Source organism: Eubacterium sp. BIOML-A2 (assembly GCF_009680135.1).
Lineage (GTDB): Bacteria > Bacillota > Clostridia > Lachnospirales > Lachnospiraceae > Faecalicatena > Faecalicatena contortus_B.
The window spans coordinates 1-20077 of sequence record NZ_WKZK01000037.1; the positions used below are offsets into that span (position 1 = coordinate 1).

General features: G+C 43.4%; 16 protein-coding genes and 2 pseudogenes. All 18 read right to left on the reverse strand.

The window, feature by feature from the left end; all coding sequences use genetic code 11:
- Positions 1 to 54: 54 nt before the first annotated feature.
- The 18 genes and pseudogenes from GKG43_RS13530 to GKG43_RS13615 all read right to left on the reverse strand — a co-directional run bounded on the left by GKG43_RS13530 (position 55) and on the right by GKG43_RS13615 (position 20055).
- Positions 55 to 1290 (reverse strand): sugar ABC transporter ATP-binding protein, encoded by a 1236-nt coding sequence (locus GKG43_RS13530; protein WP_242857500.1) that lies wholly within the window; start codon positions 1288 to 1290, stop codon positions 55 to 57.
- Between the two features lie 70 nt (positions 1291 to 1360).
- Entirely contained in the window at positions 1361 to 2389 is a 1029-nt protein-coding gene (locus GKG43_RS13535; protein ID WP_055150562.1) for a sugar ABC transporter substrate-binding protein, read from the reverse strand.
- 183 nt (positions 2390 to 2572) lie between these two features.
- Positions 2573 to 4159 (reverse strand): response regulator, encoded by a 1587-nt coding sequence (locus GKG43_RS13540; protein WP_055150565.1) that lies wholly within the window; start codon positions 4157 to 4159, stop codon positions 2573 to 2575.
- Positions 4152 to 5972: a sensor histidine kinase gene (locus GKG43_RS13545; RefSeq protein ID WP_055150568.1), complete on the reverse strand. Its 1821-nt coding sequence runs from the start codon at positions 5970 to 5972 to the stop codon at positions 4152 to 4154. Before GKG43_RS13545 ends, GKG43_RS13540 begins: the two co-directional genes overlap by 8 nt.
- A gap of 3 nt (positions 5973 to 5975) precedes the next feature.
- Entirely contained in the window at positions 5976 to 6935 is a 960-nt protein-coding gene (locus tag GKG43_RS13550; protein ID WP_055150571.1) for a substrate-binding domain-containing protein, read from the reverse strand.
- Between the two features lie 266 nt (positions 6936 to 7201).
- On the reverse strand, positions 7202 to 7645 hold the full coding sequence (locus tag GKG43_RS13555; RefSeq protein ID WP_055150574.1) for a PD-(D/E)XK nuclease domain-containing protein: 444 nt from the start codon (positions 7643 to 7645) through the stop codon (positions 7202 to 7204).
- A 371-nt stretch (positions 7646 to 8016) separates the two neighbouring features.
- Entirely contained in the window at positions 8017 to 8964 is a 948-nt protein-coding gene (lgt, locus tag GKG43_RS13560; RefSeq protein WP_055150577.1) for a prolipoprotein diacylglyceryl transferase, read from the reverse strand.
- A 45-nt stretch (positions 8965 to 9009) separates the two neighbouring features.
- On the reverse strand, positions 9010 to 10107 hold the full coding sequence (gene ychF, locus GKG43_RS13565; protein ID WP_055150580.1) for a redox-regulated ATPase YchF: 1098 nt from the start codon (positions 10105 to 10107) through the stop codon (positions 9010 to 9012).
- Positions 10108 to 10192: 85 nt separating this feature from the next.
- A complete protein-coding gene (locus GKG43_RS13570; RefSeq protein ID WP_242857505.1) occupies positions 10193 to 10546 on the reverse strand; it encodes a tyrosine-type recombinase/integrase in 354 nt (117 codons plus the stop codon).
- Between the two features lie 236 nt (positions 10547 to 10782).
- Positions 10783 to 10968 carry an excisionase gene (locus GKG43_RS13575; protein WP_083486995.1) on the reverse strand — a complete coding sequence of 62 codons (186 nt, stop codon included), beginning with the start codon at positions 10966 to 10968 and terminating at the stop codon, positions 10783 to 10785.
- A gap of 22 nt (positions 10969 to 10990) precedes the next feature.
- Complete coding sequence (locus tag GKG43_RS13580; protein ID WP_173020109.1) at positions 10991 to 11701, reverse strand: ATP-binding protein; 711 nt, start codon at positions 11699 to 11701, stop codon at positions 10991 to 10993.
- A 102-nt stretch (positions 11702 to 11803) separates the two neighbouring features.
- Positions 11804 to 12070, reverse strand: a pseudogene (locus tag GKG43_RS13585) (replication initiator protein A); the annotation flags it as partial.
- Positions 12071 to 12647: 577 nt separating this feature from the next.
- Positions 12648 to 13115 carry a hypothetical protein gene (locus tag GKG43_RS13590; RefSeq protein WP_055150586.1) on the reverse strand — a complete coding sequence of 156 codons (468 nt, stop codon included), beginning with the start codon at positions 13113 to 13115 and terminating at the stop codon, positions 12648 to 12650.
- A complete protein-coding gene (locus GKG43_RS13595; protein WP_055150589.1) occupies positions 13105 to 14619 on the reverse strand; it encodes a DUF5060 domain-containing protein in 1515 nt (504 codons plus the stop codon). Before GKG43_RS13595 ends, GKG43_RS13590 begins: the two co-directional genes overlap by 11 nt.
- Before the next feature lie 43 nt (positions 14620 to 14662).
- A pseudogene (locus GKG43_RS23370) lies at positions 14663 to 14788 on the reverse strand (beta-glucosidase-related glycosidase); the annotation flags it as partial.
- Between the two features lie 16 nt (positions 14789 to 14804).
- Positions 14805 to 15434, reverse strand: a complete 630-nt coding sequence (gene pgmB / locus GKG43_RS13605) for a beta-phosphoglucomutase (protein WP_055150592.1) — start codon at positions 15432 to 15434, stop codon at positions 14805 to 14807.
- 80 nt (positions 15435 to 15514) lie between these two features.
- A complete protein-coding gene (locus GKG43_RS13610) occupies positions 15515 to 18334 on the reverse strand; it encodes an alpha-L-rhamnosidase (RefSeq protein WP_055150595.1) in 2820 nt (939 codons plus the stop codon).
- A 32-nt stretch (positions 18335 to 18366) separates the two neighbouring features.
- Positions 18367 to 20055: a glycoside hydrolase family 3 N-terminal domain-containing protein gene (locus GKG43_RS13615; RefSeq protein ID WP_055150598.1), complete on the reverse strand. Its 1689-nt coding sequence runs from the start codon at positions 20053 to 20055 to the stop codon at positions 18367 to 18369.
- Between the last annotated feature and the right edge of the window lie 22 nt (positions 20056 to 20077).

A 20077-nucleotide genomic window follows, 5' to 3' on the forward strand; every position in this document is an offset into this window, starting at 1 on the left:
TGCATTATGGCAAAGAAAAAGAAGCTCTGTTACGAGCTTCCTAAAGAATGAACGCTAAATCGACTGTGAATAGTAACCTTTCTGCTGGTTTCCGCCGCTTAAGTTCTTGACAAGCTGCCGCATAGTCGGAGTTTTTACGGTCAGCTTCTCAATCTGCTGCCGGCAGGCTTCCTCTTCTTTATTTCCGTTAATCAACACAAGAACATTTGTAATCCGGGGTGCGTATACAAAACTGATATTATCTTTTACAGACATGTTCAAAAACAGCCCCTGCTGCTTCCTGTCCTCGGGAATCAGTGCAATCCCATGTTTTATGGCATCCTCCGGAGACTGGATATTTACGGAACGTCCCTTGATCCGGATCTCTCCCTTCTGCATCTTATCCGCCCCGTATACCGCCCTTGCCGTCTCTGTACGACCTGCGCCGACCAGCCCTGCAAACCCAAGTCTTTCACCGCGGTAGGCCTCAAAAGATACCTCTTTTAAAAGCTCGGTACATACGTTTTGGACCTCCAGAACTTTTTCGCCTCTATCCGGAATAAATTCCGGAAACGTATCATTTAATTCCCGGTTTACCATCAGCCGGATCAGTTCTTCCTGTGTGGTGTCCTTTACATCCATTGTCTTTATGTAATGCCCGTCACGGAAAACAGAAACTTTATCACACAATTGAAATATTTCTTCCATACGGTGTGAAATGTACAGGATTGCCATGCCTTCCTGCTTCAGGGTTTTTACAATCTCAAACAAATACTCCAGTTCACTGTTTGTCAGAGCAGCGGACGGCTCATCCATAATCATAACCTTCACATCCTGTGAAAGTGACTTTGCGATTTCCACTAGCTGCTGATAACCGACCGACAGGTCTTTGACCAGCATCTTAGGATCTATCTTCACGCCAAGTCTGTCTAAAACCTTTGCCGCATCCTCTTCCATCCCACGAAAATCAATAAGCCCTCTTTTTTTTCGGTACCGGTTATAATAAATATTTTCTGCCACAGACAAGTGTTTCAGAAGATTAAGCTCCTGATAGATCGCCGTGATCCCCAGCGCCATCGATTTCTGTGGCGTATTGTCCTCGATTTGTTTTCCTTCAAATATGAGCGTCCCCTGCGTTGGTGCAATAGCTCCGGTAATCACTTTAATAAAGGTAGATTTGCCTGCTCCATTTTCACCGACAATCGCATGCACCTCTCCCCGGGAGAACCCCAGGGAGACGTCATCAAGGGCCACAACACCGGGATAAAGCTTTGTAATATGTCTTAATTCAAGTATTTTCTGCTCCATCATTCATAGGGGTCAGACCCCTTTGCCCTCCATTTTCAGAATTTTCTTAAAATATACAGTTGATTTTCAGCGCCTATTCAATATCATAATCCCCAATGTTCTCTTTTGTTACCTGGCTCATTTCATAGACGATCTGTTCTGATTTCGGTCCGTTTTCCAATACATCCTGTACTAAATCCAATACTTCCGCACCTTTTTCGGCGGGCTTGATGTCTACGGTTCCCTGATACATTGTATCTTGGGAGATCAGCTTGAGCGCTTCCGGCAGTGCATCCAGACCGATGATACAGGTATTGTCCGGTGTGTGCTCTTTATGTGTGAGACAGGATTCGTATACGCCCAGCGCGGAGGAATCGTTGATGCAGATGAACATTGAAACACCCGGATTGGACGTTAAGGCTGTTTCGGACAGGTTGTAACCTGTATCGGCATCCGCGGCGTTCTGCTCGTAGACATAGTTGATCTTCTTGTCGCCGGTATAAGTGTCTTCCAGCCCTTGTTTTAAGCCGTCTGCACGTTTGATAACTGACGGTATCTGGTCATAGCGGACAACCACGACCTCAATCTCGCCCTTATCGTTTGCAATATCGTCGATTGTGCCGTCGCTTTCTTTCTCGTTCAGCCATTGCCCTGCAAGCTCTCCGCCAAGCCGTCCGTATTCTTCTTCATCGATGCCGAAAAATGCATCCGAACCCTTTACTTCCTGGTCAAGGCTGATAACCGGTATCCCTGCTTCCTGAGCCTTCTTTACCGCATCTGCAGGCGCTTCCTGATCCACCGGACTGATGATGATGGCATCCACACCCTGAGATACAAAATCTTCAATCTGGCTGATATGCTTTGATGCATCTGCCTCAGCATCTGCAACTACCAGATCGATTCCTTTTTCCTTGGCCGCAGCCTTCATCCCCTCCACAATGGAAACAAAGTACGCATTTTCCATGCTTTGTACGGTATACCCTACCTTCAGGGTTCCGTCCTTTTTCTCTTTCGTGTCGGAAGAACCTCCTGCTGAATCATCCGAAGTCTTCACCAGGCTGCATGCCCCAAGGGACATCACCATCACCGCCGCTACCAGAATACTTAAAACTTTCTTTTTCATAAATTTTCTCCTTCCTATATGAAACAGTTCTATTTAAGATAGTTCTATTATAATTTTCATTGTCCAATCTGATAATCCAATATCATACGATAAACTTTAGATATCATACTCTCTTTCATATTGAACGGATTTCGGGTTAAGATAAACATTCAGCCAGGGTTCCCTAAAAAAAGAAGGCGGATGCTATACGCTCTCTCCGCCCCCGATTCCTTTAATCATTTTTTTATATTGTGAAACACTGACTCCCGTATATTTCTTAAAAGCCGCACTAAAATAAGCGGGATTATCATATCCAGACATATAGCCAATCTCCTGGATCTTATAATCGGAGTTCGTCAGGAGCAGCTGGGCCTCTTTCATCCTTCTGCCGATCAGATAATCTGTAAAACTTTCCCCTGTCACTTCCGTAAAGACCGAACTGAAATAATTGGGGCTTAAGCCCGTATGCCCGGCAACCTCTCCAATCCGGAGGCCCGGCTCGGCAAAATGCTCTTCTATATACTCACATGCCTTCTTGATCATTTGATCGTTGGATATGGCATCTCCGGCCTTGAAACGCTCAGCCATCTTTATCAGTTCCGTTTCCAGAAGCTCCATTGCATCGTCCAGCGTTTTTTGTTTGATCACATGACGGTATACTTCATCCAGACCGGCTTCACCTGTTTCTGCAAGCTGCTGGGTTTTCCCCAGCTCCCCTAATATGGAACTCAGAGAAAAAGACAGCATCAGCAAAGAATCACTTCCTGTATACCTCAGGTTATTTTTCAGCCTTTCCACATACTCATGGATCATCTCCGTATTTCCCATCAGAACTAATTTTGCCAGATATTCCACAAGACTTTTATTTACGGTATGATGCTGGTCAAAATATTTATCCAGATCTTTCTCCGTCAAATCCTTGCCCTTTTCCTCGCTGAACTGGTAGCTGCATATCTGGCGGACTTTTTCGTACGACAGACCCAGGTAGTATAACTCCGATACCGCCGGCCCCATGATAAATGATATTGTGGCTGGCATATTTCTCTCCCGTATCCTCTTTCTGCATTCTTCTTTGAAGCTGCCGGCATCCGCTTCTATCCTTTCCCCGCTGCCCCAGCAGCAGATCAGACTGTGTCCAAAACTACAGATATACTGGTATCCGCGCATCTGGCAGACGCTCTTCACGATCTGGTTTATTTCCGTCTCCTTCTCATCATCGTCAAACATGGCCTCCATAACAAGCCACTTTTGACTCTCCTGTTTCTGAAAAGGCTTCTCCAGTTTACGGCACACTTCTCTTGTGTATTTCTGGTTCAGAACGTTCTTAAAAAAGGTTTCCTCCAGGATCTTTTCGTCCTCAAGCACGATTTCTTCCAGTCCGCTGCTATGTTTTCTCAGAGTCTCCGCCCGTTTCTTTTCATTTTTCTGATATACAATCTGCCTCATCGTCTCCCGGAGCTGGCTCAGGTCAATCGGCTTCAGTAGATAATCGTCCACGCCCAGCCGCAGCGCCTTCTGTGCAAATTGAAAATCATCATAAGCGCTCATAATGACCACCTGAATCTCCGGACACTGCTTTTTGATCTGTTCCGTCAGGTGCAGCCCATCCATATTTGACATCTTAATATCTGTCAGAAGGATATCCGCCTGCTTTTCAATCGCTGCTTCCAGCGCCTGATCCCCATCCTCGACTCCGGCTGCCACTTCAATCCCCAGCTCCTCCCATGGAAACGCACAGCACATTCCCTTCAGCTGTATTTCATCATCGTCTGCGATCACCAATCTATACATGCATACGCTCCTCTCTTATCTCGATCAGAACTTTCATCCCTGCCCCTTCTTTGCTCTCAACCTTCATCCTGCACGCAGCTCCGAAGAAAAGCTTCAGCCGCTCGTTCACATTGGTAAGCCCGTAGCTCTCAGATTCCTCCACAAACCCTTCCGAAAGTTGTCTCTGGATTTTCCGGCAGCGTTCCTTTGGCATTCCAAGCCCATTGTCTTCCACCATAAGAACGATTCTCCCATTTTTTCTCCTGCAGTCAATCCGGATCTTCCCTCCGTCCTCTTTCCCCTTGATTCCGTGGTAAATCGAATTTTCTACCAGGGGCTGGAGGATTAGCTTCGGGAGTAAAAAATCCCTGATGTCTTCCTCCAGATATATGGAAAATGAAAGCTTCTTCTTATATCTCATAAGCTGAATCGTCAGGTAGCTTTCAACATTCGAGATTTCATATTTAAGGGACACTTCTTCCCTGCCATTGTTTAAACCCGTTTTAAAGAAACGGGTCAGGGCCTCCAGCATGTTCTCTGCGTCCCTCTGTTCGTTCATGCGAATCAGCCACATAAGGGAATCCAGCGTGTTATATAAGAAATGGGGATTGATCTGTGCCTGAAGCAGAAGCAGTTCATAGTGGCGCTGCCGCTCGTGTTCCTTCTGAATGCGCTCCATCAGGTTCCGTATTTCCACAACCATGACATTAAACTGGCTCCCCAGCTCCCCAATCTCGTCCTCTGATTCACATGTAACCGCTATTTCAAAATTCCCCTCCTGCACCTTTTCCACGGACTTCTTCAGGGACAGAATCGGCCTGGTGATGCTGCCGGCCACTCGGTAAGATATGTACCCGCCTATCACAATCAGGAGGATGGTTACGATAACCGACACCGCCAGCACGTTGATCAAAAGACTGTAGTATGCAGCCTGAGGCATGTAATAGGCGATAATCCAGTCATTTGTATGGAGCTGCTGGTAGGCCGTAATAAACTTCGAGATGGTTCCAAAATCTTTTTCCGGAAAATCTTTTTTCCAGTATGTCAGAAACCTGGACGCCTCCAGAACTTCCGGCATTTCTTCCACCACTTCCTCATGGCCCGCTATACCATTTTCACAAATTAGCGTAACTCTGTCATCGTCATAGAGCTTCACCTGTCCATCCCTGATTCTGATCTGTGTGTCCGGGTAAAACAAGTATAATTCTCCACGTTCCTCCTGATACTTGCTGTTGCGCAGAATATCCGATACCGCCACTTCTACCATCACACTGCCCAGCATACGGCCTGTTTTCTCTGCCGTTACCGGAATTGCCAGAGAGACAAATTCCGTTTCGGCCGTACTGACAAAAAAGGATTCACTGTGCAGTTCAAACCAGTTTGGTTCCTTTATCTCTTTTATCAGCTTATACCAGTCCTGGGATTTATAATCTTTTTCCTGGAGTGAGTATGGGCTGTCCTTATATACGCCGCCATTTTCTCCGACAATGTAGATCTTGATGGCCTCATCAAAATACCCGGATGTCCCCAACAATAAACTGTTCAGCTTTATTTCACTCTCATGAAGTTCCTGCGCGTCTGAAAAATTCCGCGATAATTCCCGGTTAACCACTTCATCTCCCGCTATCGTCTGACCGATCTGATAGGCCTGCTGGAGAAGCTTATCCAGCTGGGCCGCCTGATTCCCGAGATTCGTGGTTATCTCATTCTTTCTTTTTTCCTGCACATTTGCAGATATGTAAAGCAGCATTACGATACAAAAAAGTACGACCGGTATCAGGGAAAAAAGCGCAAAGTTCTTCAACAGCTTGTCCCGGATTGATTTTCTCTTCATCTTCTAATACCCCTGCATTTCATCAAGATTACTTACAGTAAATACATTTCCCCTTGTCACCATGCTGCTCTGGGTCTGTACCCCCTGCATGTCTTTAGCGATCAGTTCCGCCAGTTCTCTCCCCAGATATGGAGATGCCTCGACACAGCCATAATATCCGCCTGCCTGTATCGCTGTTTTTACATCTTTGATCCCATTCACTGAGACTACGGTAATCTGTTCCCGAAGCCCCAGTTCTTCCAAGGCATGAACCGCTCCAATGCCTTCTTCATCCGTGTTGGCAAAGATAGCGTCGATTGAATCCGGATGGTTTAAAAGAAAACTCATGACATTATTCCTGGCGGTTCCCCGATCCCCATTCCCCTCCGTGCTTGCCGTGATTTCCAGATTGCCGTACTTGCTTAATCGGTTTCTGAATCCGATATTATGCATCCTGTTAATGGATGAGCCATTTTCTCCGCGTACTTCCAGAATCTTTCCTTCTCTGCCGTCAAAAAACTGTGCCAGAAGATCCGCACAGGCTTCCCCTTCCCACAGTGCATCGGTTCTGATCTCTGCCATAATAGAGACGTCTTCTATGTTGTCGGCCAGCCTGTCCAGCATGATAATCTTTGCTTTTCCCTGATCCGCCTGGCGCAGGCTTTCTTCGAGCCCTATCGTTTTCACAGGCATAACTGCCAGGTATTCCGGTTCATATTCTAATAATTCCTGTATATCGTGTTTCTGCTTATCTATATCGGCATCTGCATCTCTCCACGCGACTGTAAAGCCCTGCCTTTCCAGATTCTCCAAAACATCCTGCCATATGGCAGTTGTCCGTGCGTTTTTTGTATCGCTGAACGATACTGCTACCTGAACGCTCTTTTTCCTTTTCTCTGCGCCATAGTCAAAGCAATTCACAACCAGCCAGAATAAAAGACAAATGATAATAACTGCGCTTATCCAGATACTTTTCTTTTTCATGACCGCCTCCGGGGTTTTTTATAATTATAGCATAACACTTTCGTCCCGTAATAATTTTTTACGAAGGGAAATATATGGGAATCCGATGGGATGCGGTACCTCGTTCCTTCAAAGCACTAATATCAACTTTATATGTATTCTGACGAATACTTAGAAATACGTTTTTTATTTATATCACAGCAAAAAAGCCCCAAACAACAACCGTCATTCGGGACTTTTACATGTTTTTATCCACTGCCTGTGCTTACATTTCACATCTTTGCCTGTCATTTAGTAGTATACTTTTCAATAAGGCACTGATGCCTTTTTACTTTCTTATCATAGCTGATCCTAACCAGTAAAATCTCGCTGCTTTCTTCTACTTTCTGCATGTAGTTCTTTTGTTTTATCTGACAAATTGCATTCTCCGGGGTATCATCTACTTTTAACTCAAGAATGATCGCTGTTCTTCCTTTTTTCTTTGGTATAAAAAGATAGTCACAGTATCCTTTGCCACTTTTGGCTTCCCGTTCGATTCTGTAATCCTTCCTTGCATATAAATAACTTAACGTAATGAAACAAGCTAGTGCATTCTCATCATTATATTCAAGAAACGGAATTTCCCGGTCATGGATCTTTTCCAGCATTGCAGCTACTTTCAGTCCGTCACATGAAAGCGTTGCATCCAGCATCTCTTTCGATCCATCTACAATCTGCTTCACTTCCCCCATACGGCACTATATCCGTTCAAATCTGCCTCTACTAATAAACCAGATACCATCTTTCTGCCGATTGGATGCACCCAGCAAAATGAAGGGATAGCCGCCAGCCTCCTAAGGGCACATATACCGTTGCGAATTGCTAAAGCAGACCTTAGAAATTCTTAGAAGGAGCCAGCCGCGAAAGTGGGGAGCATTTATGATTCCGAATCATAAATGCGGATGGCCCAGCGCGGGAAATCATCGGATTTCTCGTGATGTGCCATCCCGTGCCCCACTTTCGTGGCTGGCTCCTTCTTAGAATGTCTTAGGACTGTGTCCGCAATTCGCAACGGCATATGTGCCCTTAGGAGGCTGGCGGCTATTCCTTTATTTAGCGACTCCTATTTAAACAGCCTGTCTTTCGCCTTCGGCCGTTTCTTCCCCACAGGTTTATCCGGCAGCGGTTCATATTTCCTCCCGCTCCTCAGAAAAGGCATCCGCTTATGATTCCGCCATAGATAAATCAGAAGGCCGCCGGTTACAACAACAATCAGCCCGGCCAGCAGCTGTGAAACCGGGAACCCAATCCCAGGAATTAACAGCTGGTCTGTCCTCAGTCCTTCGATCCACACTCTTCCCAGCCCATATCCAAACAAATACAGCAGGAACAGTTCCCCTTCGTACTTCTTATGCTTTCTGTAAAGAAACAAAATAATAAACAAAATCAGGCACCAGACCGACTCGTACAGAAATGTGGGATGGACCTGGATATAGCTGACGCCATCCACCACCTGCATATTGGCCCTCATCGTCTCCGTCACATCACTGTCCCGCACCGCGTCCAAAGGCAGCTGCATCGCGAAAAGGCTGTCTGTATATTCTCCAAACGCCTCCCGGTTGAAAAAATTCCCCCAGCGTCCAAGCATCTGTCCGTTCAGGATCGCTAATGCCACCGTATCAAATATCTGGGGCGCATTCAGGCGTTTGACCTTCGCGCAGATGATTACCGTAATCACCGCCGCAATCACGCCGCCATAGATCCCCAGCCCGCCTTCACGGAGGTTCAGAATATCGAGAAGATTATCCTTATACATATCCCAGGAGAATACAACATAGTACAGCCTTGCACCTGCAATGCCGCAGACAACGCCGATGATACCCATATCCAGATAATCCTCCGGATTCTGCCTCGTCCGCTTCGCCTCAGATGTGGCTATCAAAAAACCAATCAGAATCGCACATCCGATGATAATCCCGTAAAAAGCAATCTCAAATCCGAAAACAGTAATCGATTTCTCTACGTGTTCCAGATGAATTCCCAAATGCGGGAAATTTATATTATAATGCATGTCCTATGCTCCCTTCCTGTAGGATTGTTCAGAGGGGTCTGAACCCTATACATTAAACCGAAACAAAATAATGTCTCCGTCCTGTACTACGTATTCTTTTCCTTCCAGTCTGACAAGCCCTTTTTCTTTGGCCGCAGCATGTGTCCCACAAGCCATCAGGTCGTCATAGCTTACGATTTCTGCACGGATAAATCCGCGCTCAAAATCGGTGTGGATCTTTCCGGCAGCCTGCGGCGCTTTTGTGCCGCGCTTGATTGTCCATGCGCGGACTTCCGGCTCACCGGCCGTCAGATAGCTGATCAGGCCCAGAAGATGGTAACTGGCTTTTATCAGTTTTTCCAGTCCTGACTCTTCTAATCCTAAATCTTCCAAAAACATTTTTTTCTCTTCGTCATCCAGCTCCGCTATTTCCTGCTCGATCTGGGCACAGACCACGAATACCTCACACTCTTCGCGCTCTGCGTACTCACGCACTGCCTGCACGCCAGCGTTGGAGGCTCCGTCATCTTCCAGGTCGTCCTCGGTTACATTTGCCGCAAAGATAACCGGCTTGCGGGTCAGCAGGTTATAGCTCTCCAGCCAGCCCTGCTCGTCTTCATCGTCTGTGCCGAAGCTTTTTGCCATTTTATTCTCTTCCAGGTGCTCTTTAATCCGCTCCAGAAGACCGAGTTCTTTTGCCGCTGCTTTATCGTTTCTTGCTACCTTTGTGGTTTTTGAAATTCTTCTCTCCAGTATCTCGAGATCGGAGAAGATCAGTTCCAGATTGATCGTCTCTATATCGCGCAGTGGATCAATGCTGCCATCCACATGTACGATATTGCCGTCCTCAAAACATCTCACCACATGCACAATCGCATCTACCTCGCGAATGTTTGCGAGAAACTGGTTTCCCAGGCCTTCCCCCTTGGATGCTCCCTTTACAAGGCCCGCTATATCTACAAATTCGATGGCCGCGGGAACGATCTTTTTTGTGTGGTACATTTCTCCCAGCACGTCAAGACGCTTGTCCGGCACTGTTACGACGCCCACATTCGGATCAATCGTGCAGAACGGGTAATTCGCAGACTCCGCCCCTGCCTTTGTCAATGAGTTAAACAATGTGCTTTTCCCAACATTCGGTAATCCAACGATTCCTAATTTCATCTTTCATCTATCTCCTTTTAAATTGCTTTATTTTACTGGGTTTTGCGCTCACTCAATTTGGTAATGTACCAATTTATGTACCAGTTTACACCACTTTGAGCGATGCTGCGATTTTTTCAATCTCTTTTTGCTTTTCATCTTCTGTCGTGTGTACATACAAATTCATGGTAATCCCAATATTGGAATGTCCCAAAATTGTCTGTAAAGTCTTTGGTTTCATTCCTCCTTCAATGCATCTGGTCGCAAATGTATGTCGAAGTACATGCATCGAAAATCTTGGAATCCCGATTTTATCACACAGTTTGAACAGCATGGTATCATAAGTGCTATTTTTTACCGGAGTGCCTTTTTTACATAGAAATACAAACTCTGACCATTCTATTGGAATTAATTTGAAACAAGCATTCTTTTGTTTCTGTTTCTTAAGGATTGTCTGCACTCTTGTAACTTTCGGAATAATTTCTGTTTACGTTTTCCGTATTTGGTCGTAAATCTCCCAACATAATATCCATCTGGTCGCTGGCATATTCCGACACCTAGCTCTTTTCCTTTTAAATCTTTTCCCATATGGTAAAAGCTCCTTTCGTTCTAAAGAGCCTTAATACCTACGTTATAATGTAACATATTAAGCCCCAAAAGTAAATTATCAGATTTTCAATAATTTCCATAATTTGGTCATAATACTAAAGATTCCGACAAGAACTTTTCAAATGCTTTTCTTTTTACCAACTTTTTCTTTCCAACATACAATACAAAGCTACACATCGGTTGCTTCAACAGCTCCTCAATCCGGTTAATTCCAATATTAGAATACTCCGCAGCCCCACGTATTGTTAAATTTGTTTTTTCCCAAATCGGGATTTCTTACATATGCACATCCTCCTCACATTTCGAGCACACGATCATAAATTCTCTTATAACTTAAATCTATCGTATTCTTTATTTCCTTCAATGTCAAATTGGTAGTAACAATGAATGGTTTCCTGGTACGGTATCTGGAATCAACCACATTATAAAGCTGTTCAAGCCCATACTCTGTGCCTCGTTCAACCCCTAAATCGTCAATAATGAGCAATTGGAAACCACAAAGATAATTAATATATTCATTCCGTCCATCATATTTAGCTTGTAAATCGTTTAATATTTTCGCAAAGTTTGTCATATGGACGGAAACCTCTTTGTCCAACAATGCATTGGCAATACAGCCAGCCATATAACTCTTCCCTGTACCAACACTTCCCCACAGAAACAATCCAAGATTTTTTTCTTTTACGGACTCCCATTTTTCAACATAGGTTTTTGCTAGCTCAATTTTTTCATTCATCCCATTATCATTTTCAAATCTCCAATTCAGCATATTCCTATTCTGAAAGCGCCTTGATTTCAACCGCTCCATTGTATTATGGTGTTCCATTTTTCTGGCTCTGCTTTCCTCTTTCGCTACTTCCTCTCTCATACAGGCACACATAGATGGATGTCTGTCAAAATGTCCAAAGCGAATCTCTTTCGGCAAAAAGGCTTCTTTTGGTTCTTTACAAACACCACAATAAAGTAATCCATCTTTTCCAATAAAATCTTTCTCTTCTTCTCTCATCAAAAACTCTCTCCCTCTTCAAATGTATAATCCATTGACCTGATATCTCTTTTGTTACTGTTATAATTTGTTTTAGTACAGTTATTAGTAACCAAAGTCTGTTCTGATACGTTCAAACAATCCTGCTCCCGATAATTCGTTCAATGCTGCCTTTATTGTTGTCCTACCCTTGCGCATCTCTTTCGCCAGTTCCTCAATCGGAAACACAATAAAAACTCGCCCTCGCTCATCCACCCACTCATTCTTCTGAGATAATGTTGCCCGGTTCAAAAGCAACGCATACAGCACCCTTGCCGTCTGACTAATATCCAATTGCAACAAATAGTTTGGAAATGGCAAATACAACGGTAGCTTTGTGTCTGCACTAATAAAACTTGTTTTCTCCATCCATAAAGTCCTCCTTCTGATTTACATTCTTTGTTAATTGCTTTCACCTATAGAAAGCCTGAAGGGCTGTTTTACAACCTTATGTAGAAAAATTTTAAAATGCATAAATTGATTTCTTCCTTTAAGCATAAAAAGAAGACCTCCACTCGTCAGAATGAAAGTCTTCCATTTTTGTCTGAATATGCATTTTTCTTCGATTTATTTCGAAGTTGTGAACATGCCATGTGAACCAATATTTATCTTTTCGGGTATGGGATTTCCCATCAAGAGTACAACACGGTCAGAATACAAATCCCATAAAATGGGATATTGTATTACCGGGTGGATCTTGCTCTTAGTATTTTCATTTATCAATAAAGTTTCTAAAACACTAAGAGCAAGATCCACCCATGTTTAACAGTATTTCCTTGGGCTCCCTGTTTCTTCATGTTTTTTCTTGATCGGGATTTCGTTTCCCCATACCCTCGATTTTAGACGTATTTCACTTTCGATTTCCGTCCTGATATAGAACTGAAAATCTGCTGTACAGCCAGCAGTCCCCTCAACTCCCCTCTTTCTATTAAAAAATATCTTTAGCCAGAATAATTTCGCTTTTCTTAACGTTTGATTTTTCCAAAGGCCCAACCGTCGGAATTTTATTTCGGAATGAGCCAAAATAATCCTCATTAAAAGTAATTAGTGTGCCATCTGGATTTTCAAAATACTGTTCCGGTTCAAAAGCCATACCCAGCGTTTCAGTACAAATCATCTTCCCAGTGGTCAAAGAACCACCAATCAGATTATGTACAAATGCAACACCCTGCGTGTCCAGTTTTACTGCTCTTGCTGAAAGAAAAATGTTGTTGTCCAAAAGTGTCGGGCCATGAGATACTTCAATAAATACGTCTTCACCCATAGCCTGGAAAAGTTCCAATCCAGGTTCAGCGTCCTCACGCAAAAAAGGCACTGTGTTGTCATGAAAAAAGTTCTGAGTCACACGGGTTCCCTGTGCCTGCCAGTCGAGCCATTTCGCCTTGCTAGTTTTCAATTGCTAATACTGCCATTCTTTCTTTCCCCGGAAGTTCAACTACAATCTGCCCACTTGCGTGTTCTGCAAATGTCACTCTTGTCATCTCCCATGTATCGATAATCTCTACTTTATAATCTTTATCTTCCGGAAGACTCATATGATACTGTGCACAGCATTCTGCATTAAAGTAACGAATAAATGCCCTCTCACTCTGTCCCGTATACTGTGTCATCTTTTCTGCATCTTGATCTTTGACTTCCTGTGGAAGACTTTTCATCAGATTGAAGAATGGACTCTCCATCAGACTGCCATATTTCGCTATATCATCTGCTGCGTTCTCTCCAAGATATGGCATTGCATGCCATGGTCTTAATGTTCCCGGAATACTTTCCATCACTTCTCTGAGAAATGCAATTCTTTCTGGACTATGCCCTTTAAGTCTGCCACCTCTTGCCCACCACAGAATCTCATCATTTGACAGATACGTTTCACCATGTGTCGCATATGCACCTACTGCATAAGCTTTCCAGAAGCGCGATGTCATCTCCTGCGCAGAAATATTCCCCCATGCCAATTCTAGATTTCCTTCATAACAGCATTCATCATAAATCACTGGTTTACAATACTGTTCAATCCAGACGGCGGCCTTATATAGCAATGAAATCTGAATACTGCAGTGTGTAATATTCTCTCTTGTAAAATCATAAAATCCAAAACAGTTGTGATTGCTAAGGAGATGTCCGTATGGATCTTCATTCGCAACATATTCTTCTATATCGTACCAGTCATCCATTGTCTTCGAGAATACAAGATCATATTCATTTGACATACTCCACCAAAGATCCGGATAGGAAGCAAGTCTTCGGATCAAATAATCAAGATAAACGTGATTCTCCTCTCTTGACAATTCTGAGAAGCCCCATCTGTCATATGGATGGAATAAAATTAAATCCGACTGAATTTTCAATTCTGAAAGTCTTGCAAGGATCTTTTCGAAATGATCCCAGAATGCAAAGCAAGGACGATTCACATCCCATTTTCCATTTTCATCTTTTTCAAATGCATAATATTGTGGTTCATTGTGATTATAGTCATAGTGTTTTGGGAATACACAGTGACGAAGCTTATTAAACGGTGCTTTTTCAAGACTGTCTAGCGTTGTTTCAATTAATTCTTCCGATTGATTAATCAATGCATAAATTGTAGTTCCAAACGGAATATAACGAGTTCCATCCTCAAATTCAAAATGTGTATCTACTGCTCTCACAAGACCGTGTCCTGCATTTTCTGTCGTACACACTTCCTGCCCCTCTCCGCTGACCACACCGGTCACCTTCCAGTCATATGTACCGGCCTGCTGCGGAAGAAAACGCACTTTATATATTCCATTTCCTGCATAAAAACCTTTTACTTTTTTTGTAATACTTCCACATGTAAATTCAGCTGACACATCAACATCAACCTGTGAGCCAACTGGTTCTTCTCCGTGAAATTTCAATTCAAACATCTGGTATAAAATCATATCATATTCGACTCCGTTTCTTTGTTTTCACTTTTTACTGACTGTTTCTTACCATAACACTTGGTATTCCCAGCCTCTCAACTGACTTAAGATGCCAAAAATCCAGTCCCGAACACATCCCTGCCTTTTCCTCTAATGTCATTTGACTAACTAACTCTTTTATTTTCATAGCTGGTCTCCCTTTTTCAAATATTCAGTAATTCGTCAAACTTTGATATCTTGTAATCCGCTTTCTCATAGCTTGCTGCGTCCCCGATACCTACCGCTGTCATACCTGCTACCTTTGCTGCGTCAATTCCCGCATAAGCATCTTCTACTACAACACATTCTTTTGCCTCAATTCCTAGGAACTCACCTGCTTTGATGAACACCTCCGGATCTGGTTTTGAATGCGTAATATTATTTCCATCTGAAATTGCATCAAATGCATCCAGCAATTCTACTTTTTCCAAAATAAATCTTGCATTTTTACTGGAAGATCCGATAGACAATTTAAATCCGGCTTCACGCAGTTTTTTTAATGTTTCTCTGACTTCATCAGATACATCAGCCGGTGTCATTGTTGCAAGTAACTCACGATAGGTATTATTTTTCTCTTCCATTAGCTCTGCTTTTTTCTCTGCACTCAATGGTTTTCCTTCATATCGTTCCAAAATAATCTCCAAGCTTTCTGCCCGGCTTACACCACGGAGACGATTATTAATTGTCTCATCAAAATAGATTCCCATCTCATCCGACATTTTCTTCCATGCTTGATAATGAAATTTATCTGTGAATACGATTACTCCGTCTAAATCAAAAATAAATGCTTTCATATTTAATATCTTCCTCATTTTTTCTATCTGTTCCTACTCCACTTGATTTTGGGTCAGCTAAAACTCAAACTACTGCGTAATTATTCTACGATCAATTCTCTGATTTCCTCAATTGCAGTCTCCAACTGTGCCGGATCAAACGGCAGAAATCCCATATGAGACAGTGCCTCCAAAGATTTCGCTCCCATTTCCGGATCTCCTGATGCAGCGATTCCTGCAAGTGCCGGTGCATATTTTCCAAGTATTCCCATTGCCTTCGAATCCTGTGCAAGTCTTCCAAGTGTTGTTTCCCTGCTGTACGGCTTTCTCAAATCCTCTTCAGGCCTGTAGCTGAAATCATAAGTTCCCGCCCCCAATATTTGTTTTCCTTCCGGATATCCCGGCAGTTCTACCTCTGCTTCACAGTTGAATGGAATCTCAATATGGCCTGTGAACATACCATCCTCTTCTATCTTCCAGTCACATACATAAGAACCATTCACCGACTCATAGGTGCAGGCAACATTTCTCAGACGGATATCCGGATGCGGTGCGATTACAGCACGCTTAAATCCCGGCTCCAACAGACGAATTCCCGCTACATGTGCATACACAAATTCCATAACGGAACCATATGCGTAATGATTCAGGGAATTCATTCCCGTATCACTGATTGTTCCATCCGGCATCACGGAATTCCATCTCTCCCAGATGGTTGTCGCGCCCAGATTCACACTGTAAAGCCAGCTTGGGAATCCTTCTTTGAGCAGAAAATCATATGCAAGTTCATATTCTCCTGCCTCTGCAAGCACTGTACACAGAAGCGGTGCTCCGACAAAGCCACATTTAATCTGATTCAAATCCTTTTTCAGACGAAGCTTGAACTGTTCAATGATTTTATTCCTGTCAATATATATCCCGAATTTTAATGCAACTACATAAGCCGCCTGTGTGTCGATAGCAAGTCTTCCGCTCGGTGTAAAGAATTCACGGAAAACTGCCTGTCTGATTTTCTCTTCCATTTCAAAGTAATACGCTGCATCTTCACACTTCTTCAGGCGTTCTGCCATTTCACGCACAATCTGGACAGAACGGTAATAATACATCGTCGAAATGTACACATCATCGGTACTCCCCTTGAAGCTGGTCGGTGTCGAACCGTCCAATGCCAGCCAGTCGCCGAAGGTGTCGCCGAAATCAACCAAATACTTCCGCTCACCGCGTGTAGCATCTTTGCGTTCAATAGCGTCCACCCAGTCCTTCATCATCGGATAACAATACTCAGCTTCATCCAGGTTACCGTAATATGTATACATTGTATTCGGTAAAAATGTTGCGATATCTCCCCACACACTTCCGGCACTTTCCTTATGTCCCGGGTTCGGCAGGAAATTCGGCATTCCACCATCCAGCATAACCTGTTCATCTCTCAGATCTTTTGCAAACTTGTGGAAAAATGCTCTTGTGTCCATATGATAGCTTGCCGTCGGTGCAAATACCTGTGCATCGCCGGTCCAACCCAATCGTTCGCTCCTCTGCGGACAATCTGTCGGCATATCAATGAAATTCGATTTCAATCCCCAGACAGTATTTTCATACAGACGATTGATTTTCGGATTACTTGTCTGTATATATCCTGTTCTGTGAATATCTGAATAAATCACCATTCCGGTAAATGCATCCTGTTCCGGCATTCCCGGCCATCCGGTCACGCGCACATAGCGGAATCCGTAGAATGTAAAATGCGGACGTACCACTTCTTTCGTTCCATTCGATATATAAACAAACTGAGAGACTGCATCTCTATAGTTTTTATTGTAGAAATTGCCTTCTTGAAGAATCTCTCCAAAGTCCAGTACAATCTTTGTCCCTGCCGGAAAATCCGCTGTAAATTCTACAAATCCGGCAAAATTCTGCCCCATATCCAACACAATTTCCCCCGCCGGAGTCTGAATAATCTCCTGTACCTCTATTTGTTCCTTTACAATAACAGGAAGACTGAGCCGGTCACTTAAATGTGATTTTTCTAGATTTTTCGTTCCTTCTTCTGCTTCCGGATGTTTCAATACCTCCACCTGTTTCAATGGATTCTCTTGTTCTTCCCATAGCTGACGGTTCAAAATTTCACCCAGATAAATACCGGAATCTTCAATATCTGATCCACAGTAATTCCATGTTTCATCCGTCGCAATCACTTCCTCACTTCCGTCGGTGTATTCCAAATACACTTCTGCGATTGCAGCCATACGATCCCCATAGTTATGTTCCTTCATTTCAAGACCGAATGTACCCATATACCAGCCTTTTCCGAGCAAAATATCTATTTGAATATCTCTGCTTTCTTCCTTTGAATCATTTTCTTCATTCAGAAGTTCCACTGCAACCGGAAGTGTCATCACCTGAAGATTCGTTTCATAGTGATTGATGTACGGCATCAGATATTCATTACCCAGTTTTTCTCCGTTTATATATGCCTCAAATAATCCCACACCACAGATATACATTCTGGCTCTTTTTACCGACTTGCTTACAGAAAATGTACGAGTCAGTATTGGATGAAATGTATCCTTCGCTGCCGAGGCAATCCAGTCTCCGACCCATGCTTCATCCATTTTTCCTGTCTCAAAGGTACACACATTACTTGTCGCATGATCTCCTTGCTCTCCTTCCACAAAGACACGATAATAATATGTAGTTCGAGGTTTTAATTCCATCTCAAGAATTTCTCCGCTCTGGCATAGATTTTCGCCTTCCTTTTTGTATAAAATTGTCTCGAAAGAAACTTTTTCACTAACCTCAATTATCACATTGGTTTGCTTCTGACTCTCCGTATCCTCAACGTTCCATGAACAAGAAATCCGCTCATAAAGAAATCCCACCGGATTCTCAATTCCATTTATTCTAACGTTCGTTATTTTCATATATGTCTTCCTCGCTTTATTTTTGTCAGATTTTAGAACTTCAGGTCCATCTTTCCGCAGAACGGATCAATCGGAGAAGTTCCTTTGAACTCGCTTCTTCCCATCATCTTCTCAATGACTGCATCCATTACATATTCCGAATTGCAATATCCGTTGATAAATGTTTTCAACATAGGCGCATCCAACAAATGATATGGATTCCCCACGCTGACAAATACCGCCGGAATCTCATGTACCATCCACGGCATATTATTTCCAAGTCCAAACATTGTATGCCAGTTCAGACGGGATACAGTCTTATTTGATGCCGTTTCTATATTGGCAAGATACAGAATCAGATCATATCTGTGTTTGAAGTTTTCTACGGTGTCTTCCAGCACCTCAAAGCCTTCGTTTTCATATACAGTAACTTCAAACCCTTCGCTTTCCAGCTTTTCTTTAAAATATGTCCAAACTCGTTCATTGGACGGGAAGTCTCCCATCAGTTCCAAAAGAATACGTTTCTGCTTTTCTGCACAAATCGGAAGAAGATTCTGTGTATCCTTCACAAGAGTAACGCCCTGATCTGCGCATTCTTTTGCCCACACATCATGCTTCTCACATTTCAATATTTCCAGAGCTTCCGGTCCCGGCACAAGAATTCCTTCCGCTTTTTTCTCCGGCAGCTTCATCGCCGCTTTTGTTGCCAGAATTCGTTTTACTGCCTCTTCCAATCTAGCCTCTGAAAGAATTCCTTTTTCATATCCTTCCGTCATAAACCGATAGTCTTCCTCCATATTCCGGTTGAACAAGAAGACATCACATCCGTTTTCTATGGACAAAGGTACTGCCGTTGCACGATCACTTGCACTACAGAAACCTACCATTGGAGTCGCATCTGTCGTGATCAGTCCGTTAAAGCCAAGTTTTTCTCTCAGAAGATGTATCATAAGATTCTTTGACAATGTTGCCGGAATAATCTTTTCACATGGTTTACCGTCGAAATATTCCTCATAAGCCGGCATTGCGATGTGTGCCGCCATTACGGTCAATGTACCTGCCTCTATCATTTCCTCATAGATTTTTCCATATGTCGCATCCCACTCCTCACAGCTTAATGAATTGACACTTGTCAAAAGATGCTGATCTCTCTCGTCCACGCCATCTCCCGGGAAATGTTTTACGGATGTCGCCACACCTTCTTCCTCCGCTGCTTTAATATAGGCTTTTCCCATATCAATGACAGTCTGCAGATCATCTCCAAATGTCCGCACATTTGTGATCGGGTTGTGATAGTTCTGATCCAGATCCACAACCGGAGCAAACGACCAATTCACACCGACCGCCGCACCTTCACTGCAGCTCACCTTACCAAGCTGATACGCTTTTTCTGTATCCCCTGTTGCGGCCACAAGCATTTCGCGTCCAAAGTATGTTCCCTCAACAGCTGATCCATTTCCACCGTATTCCAGATTAGATGCTGTCAAAAGCGGAATTTTTGCCGCGTCCTGCAATATCTTGTGCGCCTGACGGAGTTCTTCTCCCGGACCTTCTCTGTAAAGCATTCCTCCGATATGTTTTTCCTGCACCAGTTTGCGAAGTTCATCCTCCTCTTTTGTAAATACGATTGGACAGAATAACTGACCTATTTTCTCCTTAATAGACATTCCTTCATATGTATCGTTTACCCATTGCACCTGCTCATCTTTCAAATAAAATGGCTTTGCCTTAAAATCAAACATCATTTTCTCCTCATCTTTCATT